Here is an 18,062-nt window from a genome sequence, read left to right on the forward strand (position 1 = left end):
CCGGGCCTTTCCGAAGGAAAGACGGGGGCGGCTAAAAGGGCCGGGAGGCGAGGAAGACGTTTCGCGCTGGTGGCCCGAAGGTTGGCAGCGGCCCGCTCCGCGTTCCGGATTGGGAGTGCAAAAGTGGCGGGTTGCCGCGGCATTTCCAAACCCACCGGCGAAAAAACCCGTTCAAGGCCGGCGAAGGGCAGCTTTCTGCCAGATTATCAGGTAGATTAATTTACAGACTATTTGTAAGATGGGCTTAGACGCTACATTGATGGTTGCTACGCTGCTTATATGCCCTTGTGAAGGGGTAAAACGGGCTCTTATCATATAGGTATGATGAGGGCCCGATCCACACAAGTGGATCGGGCCCTCATCACCTATATTAAGTATTACCGGGCTTTACTCGGCAATCTTGGTCACCTTGAATTCAGTGCGACGGTTCTTCTGGAATTCGTCTTCTGTTTTGGCGTTTTTGAGCACAGGGCGGCTTTCGCCATAGCCTTTGGCCGTAATACGTGATTTGTCGATGCCTTTTGATACGATGTAGGCTACTGCTGACTCAGCACGTTTTTGCGAGAGAGTCATATTGTAGGCGTCTTTACCCCGTGAATCGGTGTGCGAGCTAAGCTCAATGGTGATTTTGGGGTTATCGTTGAGCGTTTGCACCAGTTTATCCAACTCTACGGCTGCATCAGGACGGATATCTGCCTTGTCATAGTCGTAGAAGATATTCTCGACGACAATGGCCTTATTCTTCACGATTTTGGTGAGCGTGAGGGTTACGGGCACTTTCACCTCGTTCATTAATTCGGGCAGAGCATCCTGAGCGGGCTTGCGGCCAACGGTGCTGACGGAGTTACGGGCGGTGAAATACCCGTCGCGGTCAGCCATAAGGGAGTAGTTGGCGGCAGCAGTATCCAGTTTGATGCTGAATTTACCATCGGTACCCGTTGTTACCTCCTGTAGCTTCTGACCTTTGCTGTCATAGAGCGTAACGGCTTCGTTGGCAACCGGGGCTGTTTCGCCGGTTTTATCGTTGCGTTCCACCAGTGTACCGTCGGCGTGGAAGGTTACCAGTTTAATGGGCTTCTCACGGAACATGTACAGATCGTCGGAGCCTTTGCCACCGGCGCGGTTTGAAGAGAAGACCCCCGCTTTTTTATCCGTGAAAAAGGGAGCGAAGTCGTCGCCGTTACTATTAATAGGAGCTCCGAGGTTGACCACTTTACCTTTCTCTACCTTAAAGATGTCGAGCTTACCCAGGCCGGGATGCCCATCGGAGGAAAAGTACAAGGTGCCATCGGGGGCAACTGCCGGAAAGTTTTCGTTGCCGGGCGTATTGATCTGGTCACCGAGGTTTTCAGGAGTAGAGAAGCGGCCAGGGCTTTCCATGGTTGCTTTATACAGATCGTTGCCGCCGGAGCCGTTTTTACGGGTTGAAGCAAAGTACAACGTCTGACCATCGGGCGAGAAGACAGGTGAAAACTCATCGGCGGTACTACTATTCACCCCACGCAGGATTTCGGGCTCCGTCCAGGCGCCGTTGCGGAAGTAGGATGCCCATAGATCAACGCTGAGATACCCCTTCTTAGAGCCGTTATTGGAGCGGGCAAACACCATCATCTTACCATCGGGCGAATAGGTGGCACTGGCTTCGTGCTTGTCGGCGGAGTTGATAATGGGGTCAAGCTTCCGTACAGTACCACCGGTCATTTTCTGCTCATCATCGAATTTGATGGCATAGAGGTCATTAAATCCCTCACCATTACCGGGGTATATTTTGCCTTCGCGGCCGGAGGCGAATACCAGTTCCTTGGTATCGGGAATGCGCGTGGTGCTAAACTCGGCGGCCGGCGTGTTGATCTGATCGAGCGGCATCACCTCGTTATTGGTGCGCATGGCTACGATGTTGTTGGCGGCCTTGGCGTTTTTAGCTTCTACTTCGGCGCGGGCCGCCAGTGTACGGTTGCCGCCATTTTGCGCGTAGTTCTCGAACAGAGCGGCTGCTTCATCAAACTTTCCGTTAGCCCGCAATGCCTGGGCGTAATAGTAGTTGGCATCAGCATTCTTAACTCCTCCATCGACTGCTGCTTTATAGTATGACTCGGCTTGCTCGATACGATTAGATAAGCGGTATGATTCAGCAAGCCGGTAATTGGCCATGGCAACATTCTTACCCTTGGCCACATCAGCCTTATAGAGGGCAATAGCCGACTCATATTCACCGCGAGCAAAACGCTTGTCGGCCTTACTCATGCCGCCGGAAGCTGCACAGCCGGTTAGCACGGCAGCAGAACCTACGGTAGCACACAGCAGAGTAAAATTTCGCATGGAGGAAAGGAAGGAGGTTTGGACGGAATAGGTGACCCGCATTTTGGCCAACTTGGCGCTAATAATACTACTATTATGCAAATTTTCAGGGTAAATCGACTGTTTTTCCATCACTTTAAAAATATCGAGCAAGCCAAGTAGAAGCAGCAGGTGCCGGCCACCCCGTCTGCAGTTGAGCCTGCGTACCGATGGTATTATCAAAATAGGGAGTGCCGGGGAGCAGCATTCCGGAAGATACGGCCTGCTTTAACTCTCGACGGTCGAGCAATTGAATTTCATCTTGGAGTAGAAAGGCCAGCCGGGACTTATCCAGCAATTCAATCCCAAACTGTTCTTCTACCTGCCGGACAAACCGCACTGAGGCATCAATAGAGCAGCCACTGGCATCGGCCACTGCTTCATCCAGACCGATTACCAGAAACCGATGATGAAAAACGGCAGCAGAGGCGGCCAAGGCACGCCCGTGACTAGTCCAGTCGGCGGCGAAATGCTGCAATGCGGGCTGCAGTGCCTCTACCTCGGCAGTAGTGAAGGGACGATTAGCCTGATAAATCCAGAGCCGGGCAGAAGCTGGCAATTTGGCGAAGGGAACGTACATACGACGAGTAGAATCTGCTTTAATATACAAAGAAACAGCCCCGCTCGGAAGTTCCGGCGCGGGGCTGCTGTTTCGTTATCAGTTGCCAGTTGCTAGTTCAGTTGTCCGGACGATGCTGACAACTGACAACTAACTACGCGTTGAGGCCTTCAGCGGAGGCAATCAGCTCGGCCAGGTCGAATACCTGCACGTCCTGTTCACGCTCTTTATTCTTTACGCCGTCGGCCATCATGGTCATACAGAAGGGGCAGGCCACGGCAATCACGCTGCCGCCGCGGTTGGAGCCGGCGGGCAGCACGGGAGCGGTGCTTTCCACGCCCTGCAGGTTCAGCAGCACGTCGGCGTCGCCGTCGAGGGTGGCCAGGGCTTCCTCGGCGCGCTCCACGTTCACGTCTTTTTTGCCGGGCTCAGGCTCTTTCCACATCTGGGCACCGCCGGCTCCGCAGCAGAGGCCGTTGGTTTTGCAGCGCTTCATTTCCAGCAGGTCGGCGTCGAGCACCTCTAGCACCTCGCGGGGCGCTTCATAGATGTTGTTGGCGCGGCCCAGGTAGCAGGAGTCGTGGAAGGTGATGCGGCGGCCTTTGAACGATTCACCGCCCTTGGCCGTCACCTTGCCCTCGTTGATGAGCTGCTGCAAGAAAGTGCTGTGGTGAATCACCTCAAATTCGCCACCCAACGCAGGATACTCGTTTTTGATGGTGTTGAAGCAGTGCGGGCAAGCCGTTACCACCTTCTTGATGCCGTAGCCATTGAGGGTGGCAATGTTGGTCATGGCCTGCATCTGAAACAGGAACTCGTTGCCGGCGCGCTTGGCCGGGTCGCCGGTGCAGGATTCCTCCATGCCCAGCACGGCGTAGCTCACGCCCACGTGCTCCAGAATACGAACGAAGGCGCGGGTTACGCGCTTGTACCGGTCGTCGAAGGCGCCGGCGCAGCCTACCCAGAACAGGATTTCCGGCGACTCACCCCGGGCGGCCAGGTCGGCCATCAGCGGAACAGATACGGGACGCTTGGCAGTTTGCTCAGCCATTATATTGAGGTGGTTAGGGTCGTCATGCAGAGGCGGAGCCGAAGCATCTCGCGTGCTGATGTCTGATTAGGATTACAACGCCAGCCCGCGAGCTGCTGTGCTCTGCGTGGCGCGGCGGTCTGCTTGTACTAGGCCGTTACCGGCGTTTTTTCCGTCACGAACAGGTCGTCGGCCCAGTTGAACCGGTCGGAGGGCGAGAAGGCCCACGGCGCGCCGTTGTTTTCGATGTTGCTGAACATCACGTTCAGAGAGTTGGGGGCGGCTGACTCTTCCAGCACCAGGAAGCGGCGCATCTCGATGATGCTTTCCAGAGGATTGATGTTCACGGGGCAGGCTTCCACGCAGGCGTTGCAGGTGGTGCAGGCCCACAGCTCCTCGGGCGTTACGTAGCCACGCAGCAGGGTGTGGTTTTCCTTGTCGAGCTGCTCCTGGGGGTTGTGCTTGGCCTCGGGGCCGTACAGGCTGGGGTGGAAAATCAGCGGCGAGTTGTACTTCTCCTCTACCCTATCCCGGGTATCCATGATGATTTTGCGGGGTGAGAGGAGCTTGCCGGTGAGGTTGGCCGGGCACACCGAGGTGCAGCGGCCACACTCGGTGCAGGAGTAGGCGTTGAGCAGGTTGGTCCAGGCCAGGTCGTCCACGTCTTTGGCCCCGAAGGGCGTGGGTGCGGCGGCCGAGCCATCGGGGTTGGTGGCCGGGGCGGGTACCTGGTAGCTGGGGTCCATCATGGCTTTTACCTCGTGGGTGATGCTATCCACGTTCGAGAACTGCCCCTGCGGCACCAGCCGGGAGTAGAACACGTTCGGGAAGGCCATGATGATGTGGAAGTGCTTGCTGCTGGGCAGGTAGTTCAGAAAGCAGAGGATGCCTACAATGTGCGCCCACCAGCCCACACGCTCCAGTACGGCCAGGGCTGTTAGGTTATCCGGGAACAGGCCCGTGAGCAGGCTGCTGATGGGAAACGCGCCGGGCAGAGCCTTGCCTTCCAGCTGGTGCAGCTTCAGGTCGGCGGCATTCATGGTGAACAGAGCCACCATCAGAATAACCTCCACGTAGAGAATCACGTTGGCGTCGAGCTTGGGCCAGGCCCGTAGCTCGGGGCCGGTGAAGCGGCGCACCACGCCCACGTTGCGGCGCCACCAGAAGGCCACCACGGCCAGCACCACCAGCGCGCCCAGCACCTCGTTGGTACCAGTCAGGGCCGAGTACAAAGGCCCCAGGAACTGCAGAAACCGGTGAGTGCCGAACAGGCCGTCCACCATGATTTCAATGACTTCAATGTTGATGACGATGAAGCCGATGTAGACAATCAGGTGTAAGAAGGCCGGCGTGAGCCGCTTGAACATCTTCTGTTGCCCGAAGGCCACCAACAACGTTTTCCAGAGGCGCTCATTAACGTGGCCGCTCATATCCCGGTCGCGCCCGACGAGGATATTGGCCCGGATCTTCCGCGCCTGCCAGGCAAACAGGCCGAAGCCCGCTACCGCCACCAGCAGGAAGAGGATGTTTTGGATGGAGAAGTGCACGGGAATTTGGGTAGGTTTGGGGTTCAGCCCGAAATATACTCGGTATGCATAACAAATTACAGCTTTTACAACCGTTAGTTTCGCTCCAGAAAAAAAATCACGGGAGTTCTTGCAGGTTGAAAAACCTTTACTACTTTTGTGCTCCCCAAAGGCGGTAACGCTCTTAAGGACGCCCAGAGCTGGTAATGTAGCTCAGTTGGTAGAGCACAGCACTGAAAATGCTGGTGTCGTTGGTTCGATTCCAATCATTACCACTAAAAAGCCCGTTCCTGATCCAGGAACGGGCTTTTTGTTGTTTCACTGCCGGCAGTTATACTGCTCTGCTGCGCCTGCACTCTGGCGGCATTAGCGTAACATTGATTGAAACCGTTACCTTTCTTACCTACTACCCTACTCTTTATGAAATACTTATACACTACCAGCCTGCTCAGCGCCGCATTGCTTCTTACCTCCTGCGGAAAGGATTCGCCCCAGCCAGAGCCCCAGCTGCAGGGCCGCTGGCACGCGGTATCCAATACGGCTTACAACTTTAGTGCGAGCGGTCAGCTCATTAGTCAGGAGGAGACGCCAGATAACAGCTATTACCTAGTGATTACGCCCGATTCCATGCACTATCGGGACATTCGGGACGGTAATTCCTGGGGAAGCAATGCGTACACCCGGCAGGGACAGGAAATTAGCTACGGCAGAGCCCGCGCCACCATCATCGAGCTGACTGACCATACCCTTTCTCTCCGCTTCCAAGACACGGGCCGCACACCGGGCATGCCCTATCAGGAGGTAGAAGACCACTACAGCCGCTAAACGGTTTATTACGCTGTATCCACCAGCGCCTGTGCGGCCGGGGGCAATGCCAGTACCCCTGGCCCGGCGTTGTTAAGAGAGCATGGGCAGGGAAGAATGTATGGCGGAGGAAATCAGCACGCCGCGGCCGCCGTGCCGCTGGAAAAACTTCTCAATTTGCTGGCTGAGCAGCCGAAAGTCGTTGGTTTCCAGTTCAGCCACGATATGCTCCAGGGCAGAAATATGCCGCTCAGTAGTAAGCAGAATCCCTGGTTCCTCCACCCAGGCATAGGCGTACAGACGGGTACCATCGGCAGCCACGGTCTGGTGGAGGTAGCGCACGTCGGTAATCGGGATGAATGCGGCCTCCCCGTTTCCTACCGGATAGTCCCAGGAGCGGTACAGGGAAATTCGTGTAAATCCCAGCTCACACAGATAAGCATCTTTGGTATTGGTAGAGAGCATAGTCCGGCAGAAAACACAGTGAAAAGAAGCGGCACTGCTGGTAGCAGTAGCCACTTATGCAAGGTGCAGGCTTACGCCTGTGGCGTAAAGGAAGGATACCAGCCGTTTGTGACATGTGTTGCGCCCCCCTGAGGCCTGCTCTAGTCTGTATTTTCGGTGCACATACCAGACGGAAAGCTATTTGAGAATCTGTAGAACTCATATAGGCCGTAGTAATGGTACCGAATGTGACATAGCGTGACCCGCATATGCATTCGGCTAACGGCACCGCGCGGAAGCCCGTGGCCGGGGAAAAGTATTTGGAAAATAGCTGGAGTTTCTCGTGCGGAACTGTGTACTTCCCAGCCCATTCCTTTCCCACCTTTCCTGCTACCTGTTATGTCAACTACCGCTGAACTCCGCGCTGAGCGTTTGTCCACTACTATTTACCCAGACTCGGAACTGGCCTCTATTGCCGTAGCCCGGCAAATTGCCGACCTCATCCGGCAGCGGGCTGCCGAAAACCGCACCTGCGTACTGGGCCTGGCCACTGGCTCCACTCCTACCCGTTTGTACGAAGAGCTGGTGCGGCTGCATCAACAGGAGGGTCTCAGCTTTCGGAACGTAGTCACCTTCAACCTCGACGAGTACTATCCCATGCAGCCCGATTCGCTGCAGAGTTATGTGCGTTTCATGCACGAGTACCTGTTCGACCACATTGATGTACGCCCCGAGAACGTGCACATTCCGGATGGAACCCGGCCCCAGGAGCAGGTAGCCGAGTTCTGTCGGCGCTACGAGGAGCAGATCCGGGAAGCCGGAGGCATTGACCTACAGGTATTGGGCATCGGGCGCACCGGTCACATTGGGTTCAACGAGCCAGGCTCGGGAGCCGCTTCTCGCACCCGCCTGATTACCCTCGACCACATTACTCGCACTGACGCAGCGTCGGACTTCTACGGGGAAGAAAATGTGCCCCGTCGGGCCATAACGATGGGGGTCGGCACTATTCTGGAAGCCCGGGAAATAGTGCTGCTGGCTTGGGGCGAGGGCAAAGCCGCCGTGGTGAAGCGCATGGTGGAAGGCGAGCCCACTGACTCGGTACCGGCCACTTACCTGCAACAACATCCCAACGTGCGGGTAATTCTGGATGAGGCGGCCGGAGCCGAGCTGACGCGGGTGAAAACGCCTTGGCTGGTGGGCCGCGCCCTCAACTGGCAGCACGCGCCCACGGTGCGCAAAGCCGTGACGTGGCTGGCGCGCACCCTGCAGAAGCCCATTCTCAAGCTTACCGACGAAGACTACAACGAAAACGGCCTTTCGGAGCTGCTGGCGGAGTCGGGGCTGGCGTACGACATTAACATCCGGGTATTTCGGCAGCTACAGCGCACTATTACGGGGTGGCCGGGCGGCAAACCCAACGCCGACGATACGGACCGCCCCGAGCGGGCAGCGCCATTCCCGAAGCGGGTGCTCATCTTTTCGCCTCACCCTGATGATGACGTTATTTCCATGGGCGGCACCCTGTTGCGACTGGTAGATCAAGGCCACGAGGTGCACGTGGCGTACCAGACCTCCGGCAACATTGCCGTGTTTGATGATGAGGCCATTCGGTTTGCGGAGTTCGTGGCCGAGTATGACAGCATGTTCCGGCTGGATGATCAGCCTGCCGAAACCCTGTATCACCGCGTGGCCGATTTCCTGCGCAACAAGCTGCCAGGCCAGGTAGATTCCGATGAGGTGCAGCAGATTAAGGGCCTGATTCGGCGGGGCGAAGCCAAAAGCGCCTGCCGGTACGCCGGCATTCCTGACCCGAACATTCACTTCCAGGATTTGCCGTTCTACGAAACCGGCCGGGTGCGTAAAAAGCCGATTGGCGAAGAAGACATCCGCCTGACGATGGATTTGCTGAACCAGGTGCAGCCCCAGCAGGTATACGCCGCCGGCGACCTATCGGACCCGCACGGGACGCACCGGGTGTGTCTGACGGCTATTTTTGAGGCCATCCGCCGGCTGAAGGCCGCCGATACCGCTTGGCTCGCTGACTGCCGCGTATGGCTGTACCGGGGGGCCTGGCAGGAGTGGGATGTGGACCAGATTGAAATGGCCGTTCCTCTTTCACCCCAGGAGCTGACGCGGAAGCGGCGCGCCATTTTCAAGCACCAGAGCCAGAAGGACCGCCCGTTGTTTCCGGGGGCCGACCAACGAGAGTTCTGGCAGCGGGCCGAGGAGCGCAACCGCACCACCGCCCGCCTCTACGACCAGCTGGGCCTGCCCGAATACGAAGGTATCGAGGCCTTCGTGCGCTGGCATTTTTAAGTGGGCAGGGCGGAACTGCGCTGGCGTAAACGAAAAATCTATGCTTCGGATAAAGCCGCGCAACCTTTCGGTTTGGCACAGCGACTTTGTGGCCTACACACTGACGTTTTCCATTACCAGACAGGCTATTAGTTCCGCCCTACCTTTCCATTTTTCAGGCTTGTCTGGTCGCAGCCGTACCTGAGTGGGTTTTGGTGCCATTTACGCGCCACAACCGCCCAGAGTGCGGCTGCTGTAGTTAGGAAGTGCCTGCGGCCAACGGCCAAGCCTCGCTCAGCAGTCGGCAATATCGGTGCCTCAACGCCCTTGCTATTCCAAAAAAGCGTTTCTATTGCGCTATCGGGGCTGCTATTGAGGTACTCCCAGGGCGGCAGGTTGAGTCCTGAGCAGCGCGGGCAAACTCGTAGCCCTGCACGATGGCCCGCCGAAAATATTCACACGCCTGCTCCGGCTCCCGCTGCTGCTGCGCCACCCGACCCAACAGAAAATACACCTGTCCACTGCGTGGGGTGATACTAAGTACCTCCCAATAGTCACTTTGAGCGGCCTCATACTGCTTCAGCTTGAATCGGGCCAAGCCTCTGAAAGTAAACAGCTTGCCCCGAAGCCGCTCCGCGACGGGAGCATATTTCAGTCCTTGGCTGAAGAATGAATCGGCCTGCTGATACTGCTCCCGTTTAAACAGATAGTATTCGCCCCGCAACAGCCAGGCGCGGGCCAAAGTGGCGTCCAGAGTCAGGGCGCGGGCATAAGCGGCCTGAGCAGCCTGGGGCTGGCCGAGCGCCGCCCGGCATTGTCCCAGGCGAAGCCACAGTTGACCTTGCTGCCGCAACGGAGCGCTACTCAAAGCCTGCTGAAAATCGTCAAGAGCCTGGGCGTAGCCGTGCTGGGCCAGCTGCTCTATCTCGCCCCGGCGCTGCAGGGCAGGACCATAGCCCGGTTTAAAGTGTAGGGCATCGGTGAAGTAGCTGTGCGCGCCTTCCCAGTTATGCTGTCCGTAGGCCCGTAGGCCCCGCTCGTAATTGCGCACCCCCGATACATGGTCCATGGTAATCTTTACAGATATAATGAACAGCAGAAACCCCGCCACCAGCAGAGCCGCCATCCAATAGTCGCGGCGGGTGAAACTGACTTTCTGGCGCGGAATAGGTCGATAGTGTCGCTCGTGAGCCCCTGCCGGCGGGCGTGTCCGCAGCGGAGCGGGCGGTGGCATGGGCACGCCATACACTCGTTGGCTATGGTTGCGATACTGCTGCTGCCGCCGGGCCTCTTCAGCGCGACGCGCGGCTACCTGCAGCTGGAAATCGTACTGAGCGCGGCGGCCGGGGTCACCCAATACCCGGTAAGCCGCCGCTACCGCCTTAAACAGCTCTTCGTACAGCGTGTTGCCACCGTGCTTATCAGGATGATACTGCACGGCCAGCCGTTTGTAGGCCACCTTGATGTCGTGCGCCGAAGCGGAAGCGGAAACGCCTAATACCGTGTAATGATTCTGGCTCAACGAGTAGATGGTATATAGTAAAAGTACGCCAATTTTCAGACACACCGCGCCCTTTTCCGTAAGAGGTTGCTACCGTGAAACCGGTAGCCAGATCATTTTCCCCTGGTAACCCTGTAACGTTGTTTTCCGCAAATTCTCTCCCAATGGCCCTATTCTCCACTGAAGACGACACGTCCAAAACACCCCGTACCGATAACCTGATGGGAAACCTGATGGGTTACCTCGATACGCGCATTGACCTGGTACGCCTGGAAGCACAGGAAAAAGTAAAGACCGCCTTCGTTGGCACCGTACACGGAGTTACCCTGGGTCTCATTGGTCTGCTGTTCTTTGTATTTCTGAACCTGTTTATAGCCTTGCTGCTCAATGATGTGCTGCATAGCCCTTACTGGGGTTTCGGTATTGTGGCAGGCTTTTACCTGTTGCTGCTGGTCATTTTTCTGGTTGGAATAGATAAGAAGCTCTTCCAGGGCCTGGCCGACAAGCTCCTGAACAACACTATTTACAAATCCGACAAACGCCAAGCCTAACCCTGTATGGCCGATCTGCATAATCCACTGTTCGAGGACGAAAAAGAGTTTCTGGAGCGCCAGAAGCAGGAATACGAGCGTGCCCTGCTGGGCGACGTCGAGGAAATTAAAGCCAAAACCCAGGAAGTAAGCAAGTACGTGGCCATCGGGGCCGGGGTACTGGGCGGTATCTGGCTGCTGAGCAAAGCCTTCGGCGGTAAAAGCAGCAAACACCTGGCTCACGCCGATGAGTACGACCGGCACCGCCTGAAAGCTCCCCGCACCCGCCGCCCACCAGCTGCCACCGCCGTGGATACGGCCGTGGCCGACGATCTGGGCTTTGGCTCCGGACATCATCAGTTTGATCGGGGCCGGACGCACACAGCACCTGCTTCGGAGCGGGCCGATATTGCCCCCGACGTATATCACACGGATGCCGACCCGTTTCAGCCGACCCCGGCGTCGGTGCCGGCCCGCGCTTACCGTCCGCAGCCCCAGCCGCAGCCGCAGTCCGGCGAAGCATCCTCTATTCTTGCTTCGGCCGTGAAATCCTTTCTGCAGTCGGATACCGGCAAGATGCTGGTGGCACAGGCCTCGGCGGTTTTGATGGCCTATATTGCCAAGAAAGCCGGCGACTACTTGCCAATCCTCAAAAATCCCGACCTTGCAACGGCAAGTACGCTTCACGCGGAGCCCGAAACCAAGGATATCGAGTTTACTTATCACCACGACGACGCGGATGCGCCTCACCAGCCTGTATGATGCCCTGAGCAAACGCCGGACAAACGGCCAGAAGTCGTTGGCGGTCCTGCTGGACCCCGACAATCTGGACGAAGCCGGTTGCCAGCGCCTACTAGAGTTGAGTGAAACACATACAGTAGATTACTTTTTTGTGGGCGGCAGCCTGGTGACGAGTGCGCACCAGGCTGCCCTCATTCGTTTTATCAAGAGCCGCTCGGCGGTGCCGGTACTACTGTTCCCGAGCCACAGCCTGCACCTCGATGCGCAGGCCGATGGTATCCTGCTGCTTTCCCTGATTTCGGGCCGCAACCCCGATTTTCTGATTGGTCAGCACGTTATTGCAGCGCCACTGTTGCGCGCTAGTAACCTGCAGATTCTGCCTACCGGTTACATGCTGGTAGATACCGGCCGCCAGACCACGGCCAGTTACATCAGCGGCACTACGCCTCTGCCCTACGATAAACCAAGTATTGCCGCCTGCACTGCTATGGCCGGCGAGCAGTTGGGCCTGCGACTAATGTATTTGGATGGGGGTAGCGGGGCCATGTACCCCATTTCCCCCGCCATGATTCGGGCGGTGCGCCAAGCCGTTGAAGCACCGCTCATTGTAGGCGGCGGCATCAATACCGCTGAAAAAGCCTATGCGGCTCTACAGGCCGGGGCCGATATCATTGTCGTTGGCAACCAGATCGAAAAAGACCCGGGGTTTCTGGCCGACATGTCGCGCACAGTACATCAATTCAATCAGACCACTGATTCCACTGATTTTTCGACGGGTACCGCAGATTTCGTGAATGATTCAGTTGGCGCTTCTGGCCGCAATCAGTAACAGCCCCACCCACCTCGACACAACCCACTCAAAGCACCAAAAGGTAAGGCCACCGTTCTGGATAGAACGGTGGCCTTTTTTCGATCGTCCACAAAATCCGCGGAATCAATAGTACTAGATGTTCATGGCCGATTCGCGGCGGCGCATTTTACCGGCCGGAATACCGAACATCATCTTGAAGCGGCGGCAGAAGTAGGCGGTGTCTTTGTAGCCCACTTCCTTCCCAATATCACGAATGCTCTTCTTGGTGGTACGCAGCAGGAACACGGCGCGCTCCATGCGCTGGTATTCAATATAGTCCTGCGGGTTGATGCCGGTCAGCATTTTAAAGTACTGACCCACGTAATCCTCGCTCACGTTGGCCACGCCCGACAGCACTTTGTTCGATAGGTCGCCGCCAATGTTCTCCTTGATGTAGTTGAACAGGTCAATGAGGCGCGGGTCCTTGAAGTAGGTGCTGTTGGTAGCCAGCTGCTCCACGAACATCTTGTTCTTGAGGATGTAGCGCACAATTTCCACCACGATATTCTCGGTGTAAATCGTAATCAGCCGCTCCCGGCCGGGCAGTTCCTGCAGGCTCTCCTCTACTACCTTAATCACCAGATTAGCCAGCTTGGAATTGCCGGTAATGAGGAAGGCTGGCACATCCAATGAAGCAAAGAAGTTCACCGAATCGAACACCTTCGCCTCAAAGCTCACGAAAGAGTGACTCTCCTCCGCATCGCCAATGAGGTCGAGGTTGGAGTTGGAGTGGAAGAACTTGTCCTTGTTGGTAATCAGATCATCATTGGTGATGCTCTTATTCGAGGTTTCGCCGTAGGTCACCTTCGTGGCCCGGCCGCCCGGAATAAACAGCATTTCACCTTCTTCAACTGCCTGATCTTCATCGCCAAAGGAAATACGACCTTTGTGCAACAGAATCAGGTTATTGCCTACATCGTATGAGTTTTTTACGGTGAAGGGCTGCTGCAACACTAGGTTTTTCGCTTTGATGTAGCGAACCCCCAGTGACTCTATTACTTTATTATAATCTTCCATCTTTGGCGGGTGGTTTGTTTTGGCTCAATGTGGCCGGGAAATAGTACCCCGGACTTATGTAATACAAAATAACATATAAAAATTCACAAAAACACAAAACCCAGCCAATATTTGACTGGGTTTTGTGCAACAAGTCTGACTTTTAGGCAATTCAGATCTTATTTGAGAATTTCCCGAGAGATTACAATTTTCTGAATCTCAGAGGTTCCCTCGTAAATCTGCGTGATTTTGGCATCCCGCATCATGCGCTCTACATGGAATTCCTTGACGAAACCGTACCCCCCATGAATCTGCACAGCCTCTACAGCCGTATCCATGGCCGTTTTGGAAGCGAACAACTTCGCCATAGCGCCCGATTTAGCGTAGTCGTGGTGGCCGTCTTTATCGTGAGCAGCCTGTAGGCACAGCAAACGGGCAGCATCAATGTTCGTTGCCATGTCGGCCAGCTTGAACTGGATGGCCTGGTGCTGCGAAATTGGCACCCCAAAGGCTTTGCGCTCTTTTGAGTACTTCAACGACAGCTCGTAGGCTCCCGAGGCAATACCTAGTGCCTGCGCGGCAATGCCGATACGGCCGCCGGCCAGCACCTGCATAGCGAACTTGAAGCCGAAGCCATCCTCACCGATGCGGTTTTCCTTGGGCACTTTCACGTCGGTGAACATGAGGGAGTGCGTGTCGGAGCCACGGATGCCGAGCTTGTTTTCTTTCGGGCCGATTACAAAACCGGGGGTATCACGCTCCACAATCAGGGCGTTGATGCCGCGGTGCTTTTTCTCGGGGTCGGTTTGAGCAATTACCAGATATACCGATGCGGAGGAACCGTTGGTAATCCAGTTTTTGGTGCCGTTGAGCAGGTAATGGTCGCCTTTATCCTCGGCGGTGGTGCTTTGGCTGGTAGCATCGGAACCGGCTTCGGGCTCCGACAGGGCAAAAGCCCCGATGATTTCGCCGGTAGCCAGCTTGGTCAGGTATTTCTGCTTCTGCTCCTCGGTGCCGTATTTCTCCAGACCCCAGCACACCAGCGAGTTGTTCACCGACATGATAACGGAGCAGGAGGCATCTACTTTGCTAATTTCTTCCATGGCCAGCACGTAGCTCACGGTATCCATACCGCCGCCGCCGTACTCGGGGCTCACCATCATACCCATGAAGCCCAGCTCACCCATTTTCTTGATTTGCTCGGCAGGAAACTTCTGGTGCTCGTCACGCTCAATTACGCCGGCCCACAGTTCATTCTGCGCGAAGTCGCGCGCGGCGGCCTGTACGGCCAGTTGTTCTTCGGTGAGCTGAAAATCCATGCAGTAAATAAGGGGTGGGGTGGGAAAAATGCGACTGGTTGTGCCGAAGCGTAAATTCGCTGGCGACTCAAAATTAACCCGCAGATTTTGCAGATTAAGCAGACACCACAGATTTTTTCTAGGAACCGACCTGTATAAGCCCGGAAGCCGGATTTTTGTTTCGGAGCCCTGGTAACAACATCGGCAGTGGTATAGTGCCGTTTCGGCGCCCACGGAAACAGCCAGGCCGCTTTTGTAGAATTTCAACACTGCCCATTGGTGCATCGTTGGTAAACAGAAGAGCCACCCCGGTTACCCAGGGTGGCTCTTCTGTAGTGTCAAATACTTAGCGGCGACGCCCCATCAGCATGGTGGCATAATAAAAGAGCGTAGCCAGTGAGCCCAAGGCGGCAACCACGTACGTCATGGCAGCCCACCACAGCGCATCTTTGGCCATCGTGTGTTCCTGCGGGGTTACGATGTTGCGCTTGTCCATCCAGGCCAGCGCCCGTTTGGAAGCATCAAACTCCACGGGCAGCGTTACGAAGCTGAACAGGGTAGTGAGGGCGAAGAAGGCCACGCCAATGGTCAGAGGGAGGGCTGTAGTGCGGAGCATAACCACCCCCAGAAACAGCAGAATAGGCATGAACTTCGACACGGCGCTCAACGCGGGTACCATGGTCGAGCGGAACTGCAGGGCGCTGTAGGCGGTGGCATGCTGCACAGCGTGGCCGCACTCGTGGGCCGCTACGGCCGCTGCCGCCGCGCTCCGGTCGTTGTATACAGTCTCGCTCAGGTTTACCGTCTTGTCGGCGGGGTTGTAGTGGTCGGTGAGTTTGCCTTCGGTACTGATGATGCGCACGTCGGTGATGCCGTGGTCGGCCAGCATCAGTTCGGCAACCTGCCGGCCGCTCAGGCCGTTGCGCAGGCCTACCCGGGAATACTGCTCAAATTTACTGCGGAGGCGCATCTGAATGAGCCAACTGGCCAACATCGTGAGTAGCACGATAATCATGGCCGGATTCAGGTGGTACATGGGAAAGAGGTTCGGGTGAAAGTGAATGCCCGACTCCTACCCAAACCGCACCTTCTCGGATGCTTTCGGGGCTAGGCGCCGCGCAGGATTCGCTCAACAATGCGGGTGGTACTGTAGCCGGCTACCAACGGTACGGTGAGTACCTGGCCGCCCTTCTGTAACACCACTTCGTGGCCCACAATTCCACTGATCTGGTAGTCGTCGCCCTTTACCAGGATATCGGGCTGTACGGCTTCAATCAGCGCAAGCGGGGTTTGTTCACCGAAGAGCACTACGGCATCCACGAACAAAAGAGAGGCCAACACCCGCGCACGTGACACTTCGTCCTGCAGTGGGCGGCCCGGCTTCAGGCAGCTTACCGAAGCATCCGTATTCAGCCCGACCACCAGCCGGTCGCCCAAGTGCCTAGCTTTTTCCAGGTAATCCACATGGCCCAGGTGCAGCAGGTCGAAGCAGCCGTTGGTGAACACCACTTTCTCGCCGGCGGCCTGCCACTGCGCCACCATGGGCAACAAGGCCTCGCGGCTCAGTATTTTCTCTTTCGTCCACTGCATTGGTTCAGGGGTATTATCAGATGGATAAGAAAACCGGCACGGACGTTTAGGCAGCTACCTTCGGCAGGGCGGCCGTTTTGCCCGATTTCATCATACTGGCCACAAAGCTGATACCGCCCATCAGCACGACCAGCAGCGTCTGGGAACCGTGCACTACCAGGGCGTACGCAATACCGGCCTCCTTGCTGATACCGTAGGCCAGCAAAATGCCCTGTACCATCACGTGGAACGGCCCGATGCCGCCCGCTACCGGCGCAGCCATGCCAAATGCCCCGAAGGTGAGTACCGCCAACGCCGCCCGCATGCCCAGGTCATAAGTGGCCGGGAAGGCGAAAAATGCCAGGTAGTCCATCAGGTAATACACGGCCCAGGTGAAGAAGGTATGCAGCAGGAAGGCGCCTTTATTTTCCAGCTTCAGAATGCTGAACGCACCGGCCAACACCCCTTTCACAAACGCCACAGCCTTGTTGAACAGCGCATTCTGCCGCAGCCGTTCCAGATTCCGGAACATGGCGTAGGCCAGCACCAGCAGCAGAATCAGCGCAATACCCAGAGCGGCCAGCAGCGGCGTGCGGTTGCGGGCCAGGGCATCGTAGCGGCCGGCCAGCATCTTATCCGTCACGAACGACCAGAACGTGTTGAAATCCAGCAGCAACGTACTACCCAACAACCCCAGCAACACCAGCACATCAATCACCCGCTCCGTTACTACTGTACCCAGGGCCACCTGCACCGGTACTCCGCTGGTGCGCCGCAGCACCGAGCAGCGGATAACCTCGCCCATCCGGGGCAGTACCAGGTTGGCCAGGTAGCCCACCATCATGGCATGATACACGTCCCAGTAGGCCGGCTTGTGGCCGGTGGGGTCAATCTGCATTTTCCACCGATAGGCCCGGCTAAAGTAGCCCAGGGCCGACAGCACCATGGTCAGCACCAGCCACGAGTAATTGGCTTCGCGTACATACTGGCCGATGCGGCTCAGGTCCTGCCCCTGCAGGGCGTACCACATCAGCAGTACCGAAACTGCCAGCAGCAGCACATATTTAAGTATAGTAAGCAGATGCTTCATGTGGTTCTAGGAGAGGCTGCAAGGTATTGCAGCAAAAAGGCTGGCTATTCCGGGGGCAGAACAGCCAGCCTTTTTGCTGAAGTGCAGGCACAGGGCTACACTACCCGGTTATGCTGGTCAGGGAAAATTACGGTGGGCTTATGCGCTTTGGCTTCCGCAAAATCAATCAGGGCGTAAGAAATGATAATGATGATGTCGCCAACAGCCACACGGCGGGCAGCCGGCCCGTTCAGACAAATCATGCCCGAGCCCCGCTCTCCTTTGATGGTGTAGGTTTCAAACCGCTCCCCATTGTTGATATTCACAATGGTCACCTTCTCATTTTCCACCATATTGGCAGCGTCCAGCAGGTCCTCGTCAATGGTGATGCTGCCTACATAGTGCAGCTCCGCCTGCGTAACCTTCACGCGGTGAATTTTGGACTTGAGAACCTCGATGTGCATGATTGAAAAGCGGATGATTTTTCGGTCCGCAAAGATACGGAAGCAG

Annotated in this window: 17 protein-coding genes and 1 tRNA gene; 6 read left to right on the forward strand and 12 right to left on the reverse strand. The window is 56.5% G+C overall.

Going from position 1 to position 18,062, the window contains the following annotated elements; genetic code table 11:
* Positions 1 to 387 precede the first annotated feature (387 nt).
* The 4 genes from EI291_RS12660 to EI291_RS12675 all read right to left on the reverse strand — a co-directional run bounded on the left by EI291_RS12660 (position 388) and on the right by EI291_RS12675 (position 5,473).
* Positions 388 to 2,319, reverse strand: coding sequence for an OmpA family protein (locus EI291_RS12660; RefSeq protein WP_240635534.1), 1,932 nt, complete (start codon positions 2,317 to 2,319; stop codon positions 388 to 390).
* Positions 2,320 to 2,434: 115 nt separating this feature from the next.
* Entirely contained in the window at positions 2,435 to 2,947 is a 513-nt protein-coding gene (locus EI291_RS12665; RefSeq protein WP_240635535.1) for a hypothetical protein, read from the reverse strand.
* Between the two features lie 103 nt (positions 2,948 to 3,050).
* On the reverse strand, positions 3,051 to 3,947 hold the full coding sequence (locus tag EI291_RS12670; RefSeq protein WP_240635536.1) for a (Fe-S)-binding protein: 897 nt from the start codon (positions 3,945 to 3,947) through the stop codon (positions 3,051 to 3,053).
* A 128-nt stretch (positions 3,948 to 4,075) separates the two neighbouring features.
* Entirely contained in the window at positions 4,076 to 5,473 is a 1,398-nt protein-coding gene (locus EI291_RS12675; RefSeq protein ID WP_125420444.1) for a 4Fe-4S dicluster domain-containing protein, read from the reverse strand.
* A gap of 181 nt (positions 5,474 to 5,654) precedes the next feature.
* Between EI291_RS12675 and EI291_RS12680 the strand changes: the two genes are divergently transcribed.
* Positions 5,655 to 5,727, forward strand: a tRNA-Phe gene (locus EI291_RS12680).
* A 145-nt stretch (positions 5,728 to 5,872) separates the two neighbouring features.
* Entirely contained in the window at positions 5,873 to 6,277 is a 405-nt protein-coding gene (locus tag EI291_RS12685) for a hypothetical protein (protein WP_125420446.1), read from the forward strand.
* 72 nt (positions 6,278 to 6,349) lie between these two features.
* Here EI291_RS12685 and EI291_RS12690 read toward each other — a convergent pair whose 3' ends face one another.
* Positions 6,350 to 6,721: a hypothetical protein gene (locus tag EI291_RS12690; RefSeq protein ID WP_125420448.1), complete on the reverse strand. Its 372-nt coding sequence runs from the start codon at positions 6,719 to 6,721 to the stop codon at positions 6,350 to 6,352.
* Between the two features lie 378 nt (positions 6,722 to 7,099).
* Here EI291_RS12690 and nagB point away from each other — a divergent pair, with 378 nt between their 5' ends.
* Positions 7,100 to 9,019 carry a glucosamine-6-phosphate deaminase gene (gene nagB / locus EI291_RS12695; protein ID WP_125420450.1) on the forward strand — a complete coding sequence of 640 codons (1,920 nt, stop codon included), beginning with the start codon at positions 7,100 to 7,102 and terminating at the stop codon, positions 9,017 to 9,019.
* A gap of 328 nt (positions 9,020 to 9,347) precedes the next feature.
* Here nagB and EI291_RS12700 read toward each other — a convergent pair whose 3' ends face one another.
* On the reverse strand, positions 9,348 to 10,520 hold the full coding sequence (locus EI291_RS12700; RefSeq protein WP_170172627.1) for a J domain-containing protein: 1,173 nt from the start codon (positions 10,518 to 10,520) through the stop codon (positions 9,348 to 9,350).
* A 143-nt stretch (positions 10,521 to 10,663) separates the two neighbouring features.
* Between EI291_RS12700 and EI291_RS12705 the strand changes: the two genes are divergently transcribed.
* Genes EI291_RS12705 through EI291_RS12715 form a run of 3 tightly spaced genes read left to right on the forward strand, consistent with a single transcriptional unit; the run spans position 10,664 to position 12,599 of the window.
* Positions 10,664 to 11,050, forward strand: coding sequence for a phage holin family protein (locus EI291_RS12705; RefSeq protein ID WP_125420454.1), 387 nt, complete (start codon positions 10,664 to 10,666; stop codon positions 11,048 to 11,050).
* A 6-nt stretch (positions 11,051 to 11,056) separates the two neighbouring features.
* Positions 11,057 to 11,791 (forward strand): hypothetical protein, encoded by a 735-nt coding sequence (locus EI291_RS12710; RefSeq protein ID WP_125420456.1) that lies wholly within the window; start codon positions 11,057 to 11,059, stop codon positions 11,789 to 11,791.
* A complete protein-coding gene (locus EI291_RS12715; protein ID WP_125420458.1) occupies positions 11,769 to 12,599 on the forward strand; it encodes a geranylgeranylglyceryl/heptaprenylglyceryl phosphate synthase in 831 nt (276 codons plus the stop codon). Before EI291_RS12710 ends, EI291_RS12715 begins: the two co-directional genes overlap by 23 nt.
* 114 nt (positions 12,600 to 12,713) lie before the next feature.
* Here EI291_RS12715 and EI291_RS12720 read toward each other — a convergent pair whose 3' ends face one another.
* From EI291_RS12720 to panD, 6 genes are all read right to left on the reverse strand, one after another.
* Positions 12,714 to 13,637 (reverse strand): helix-turn-helix domain-containing protein, encoded by a 924-nt coding sequence (locus tag EI291_RS12720; protein ID WP_125420460.1) that lies wholly within the window; start codon positions 13,635 to 13,637, stop codon positions 12,714 to 12,716.
* 158 nt (positions 13,638 to 13,795) lie between these two features.
* A complete protein-coding gene (locus tag EI291_RS12725) occupies positions 13,796 to 14,935 on the reverse strand; it encodes an acyl-CoA dehydrogenase (protein ID WP_125420462.1) in 1,140 nt (379 codons plus the stop codon).
* Positions 14,936 to 15,260: 325 nt separating this feature from the next.
* Positions 15,261 to 15,950 (reverse strand): zinc metallopeptidase, encoded by a 690-nt coding sequence (locus EI291_RS12730; RefSeq protein WP_394343380.1) that lies wholly within the window; start codon positions 15,948 to 15,950, stop codon positions 15,261 to 15,263.
* A 71-nt stretch (positions 15,951 to 16,021) separates the two neighbouring features.
* Positions 16,022 to 16,504, reverse strand: a complete 483-nt coding sequence (gene rfaE2 / locus EI291_RS12735) for a D-glycero-beta-D-manno-heptose 1-phosphate adenylyltransferase (RefSeq protein ID WP_125420464.1) — start codon at positions 16,502 to 16,504, stop codon at positions 16,022 to 16,024.
* Positions 16,505 to 16,550: 46 nt separating this feature from the next.
* Positions 16,551 to 17,573, reverse strand: a complete 1,023-nt coding sequence (locus EI291_RS12740; protein ID WP_125420466.1) for a lysylphosphatidylglycerol synthase transmembrane domain-containing protein — start codon at positions 17,571 to 17,573, stop codon at positions 16,551 to 16,553.
* Positions 17,574 to 17,668: 95 nt separating this feature from the next.
* Positions 17,669 to 18,016, reverse strand: a complete 348-nt coding sequence (gene panD, locus EI291_RS12745; protein ID WP_125420468.1) for an aspartate 1-decarboxylase — start codon at positions 18,014 to 18,016, stop codon at positions 17,669 to 17,671.
* Positions 18,017 to 18,062 lie beyond the last annotated feature (46 nt).

Origin of the sequence: Hymenobacter rigui (assembly GCF_003944715.1) — a bacterium.
Taxonomy (GTDB): Bacteria; Bacteroidota; Bacteroidia; order Cytophagales; family Hymenobacteraceae; genus Hymenobacter; species Hymenobacter rigui.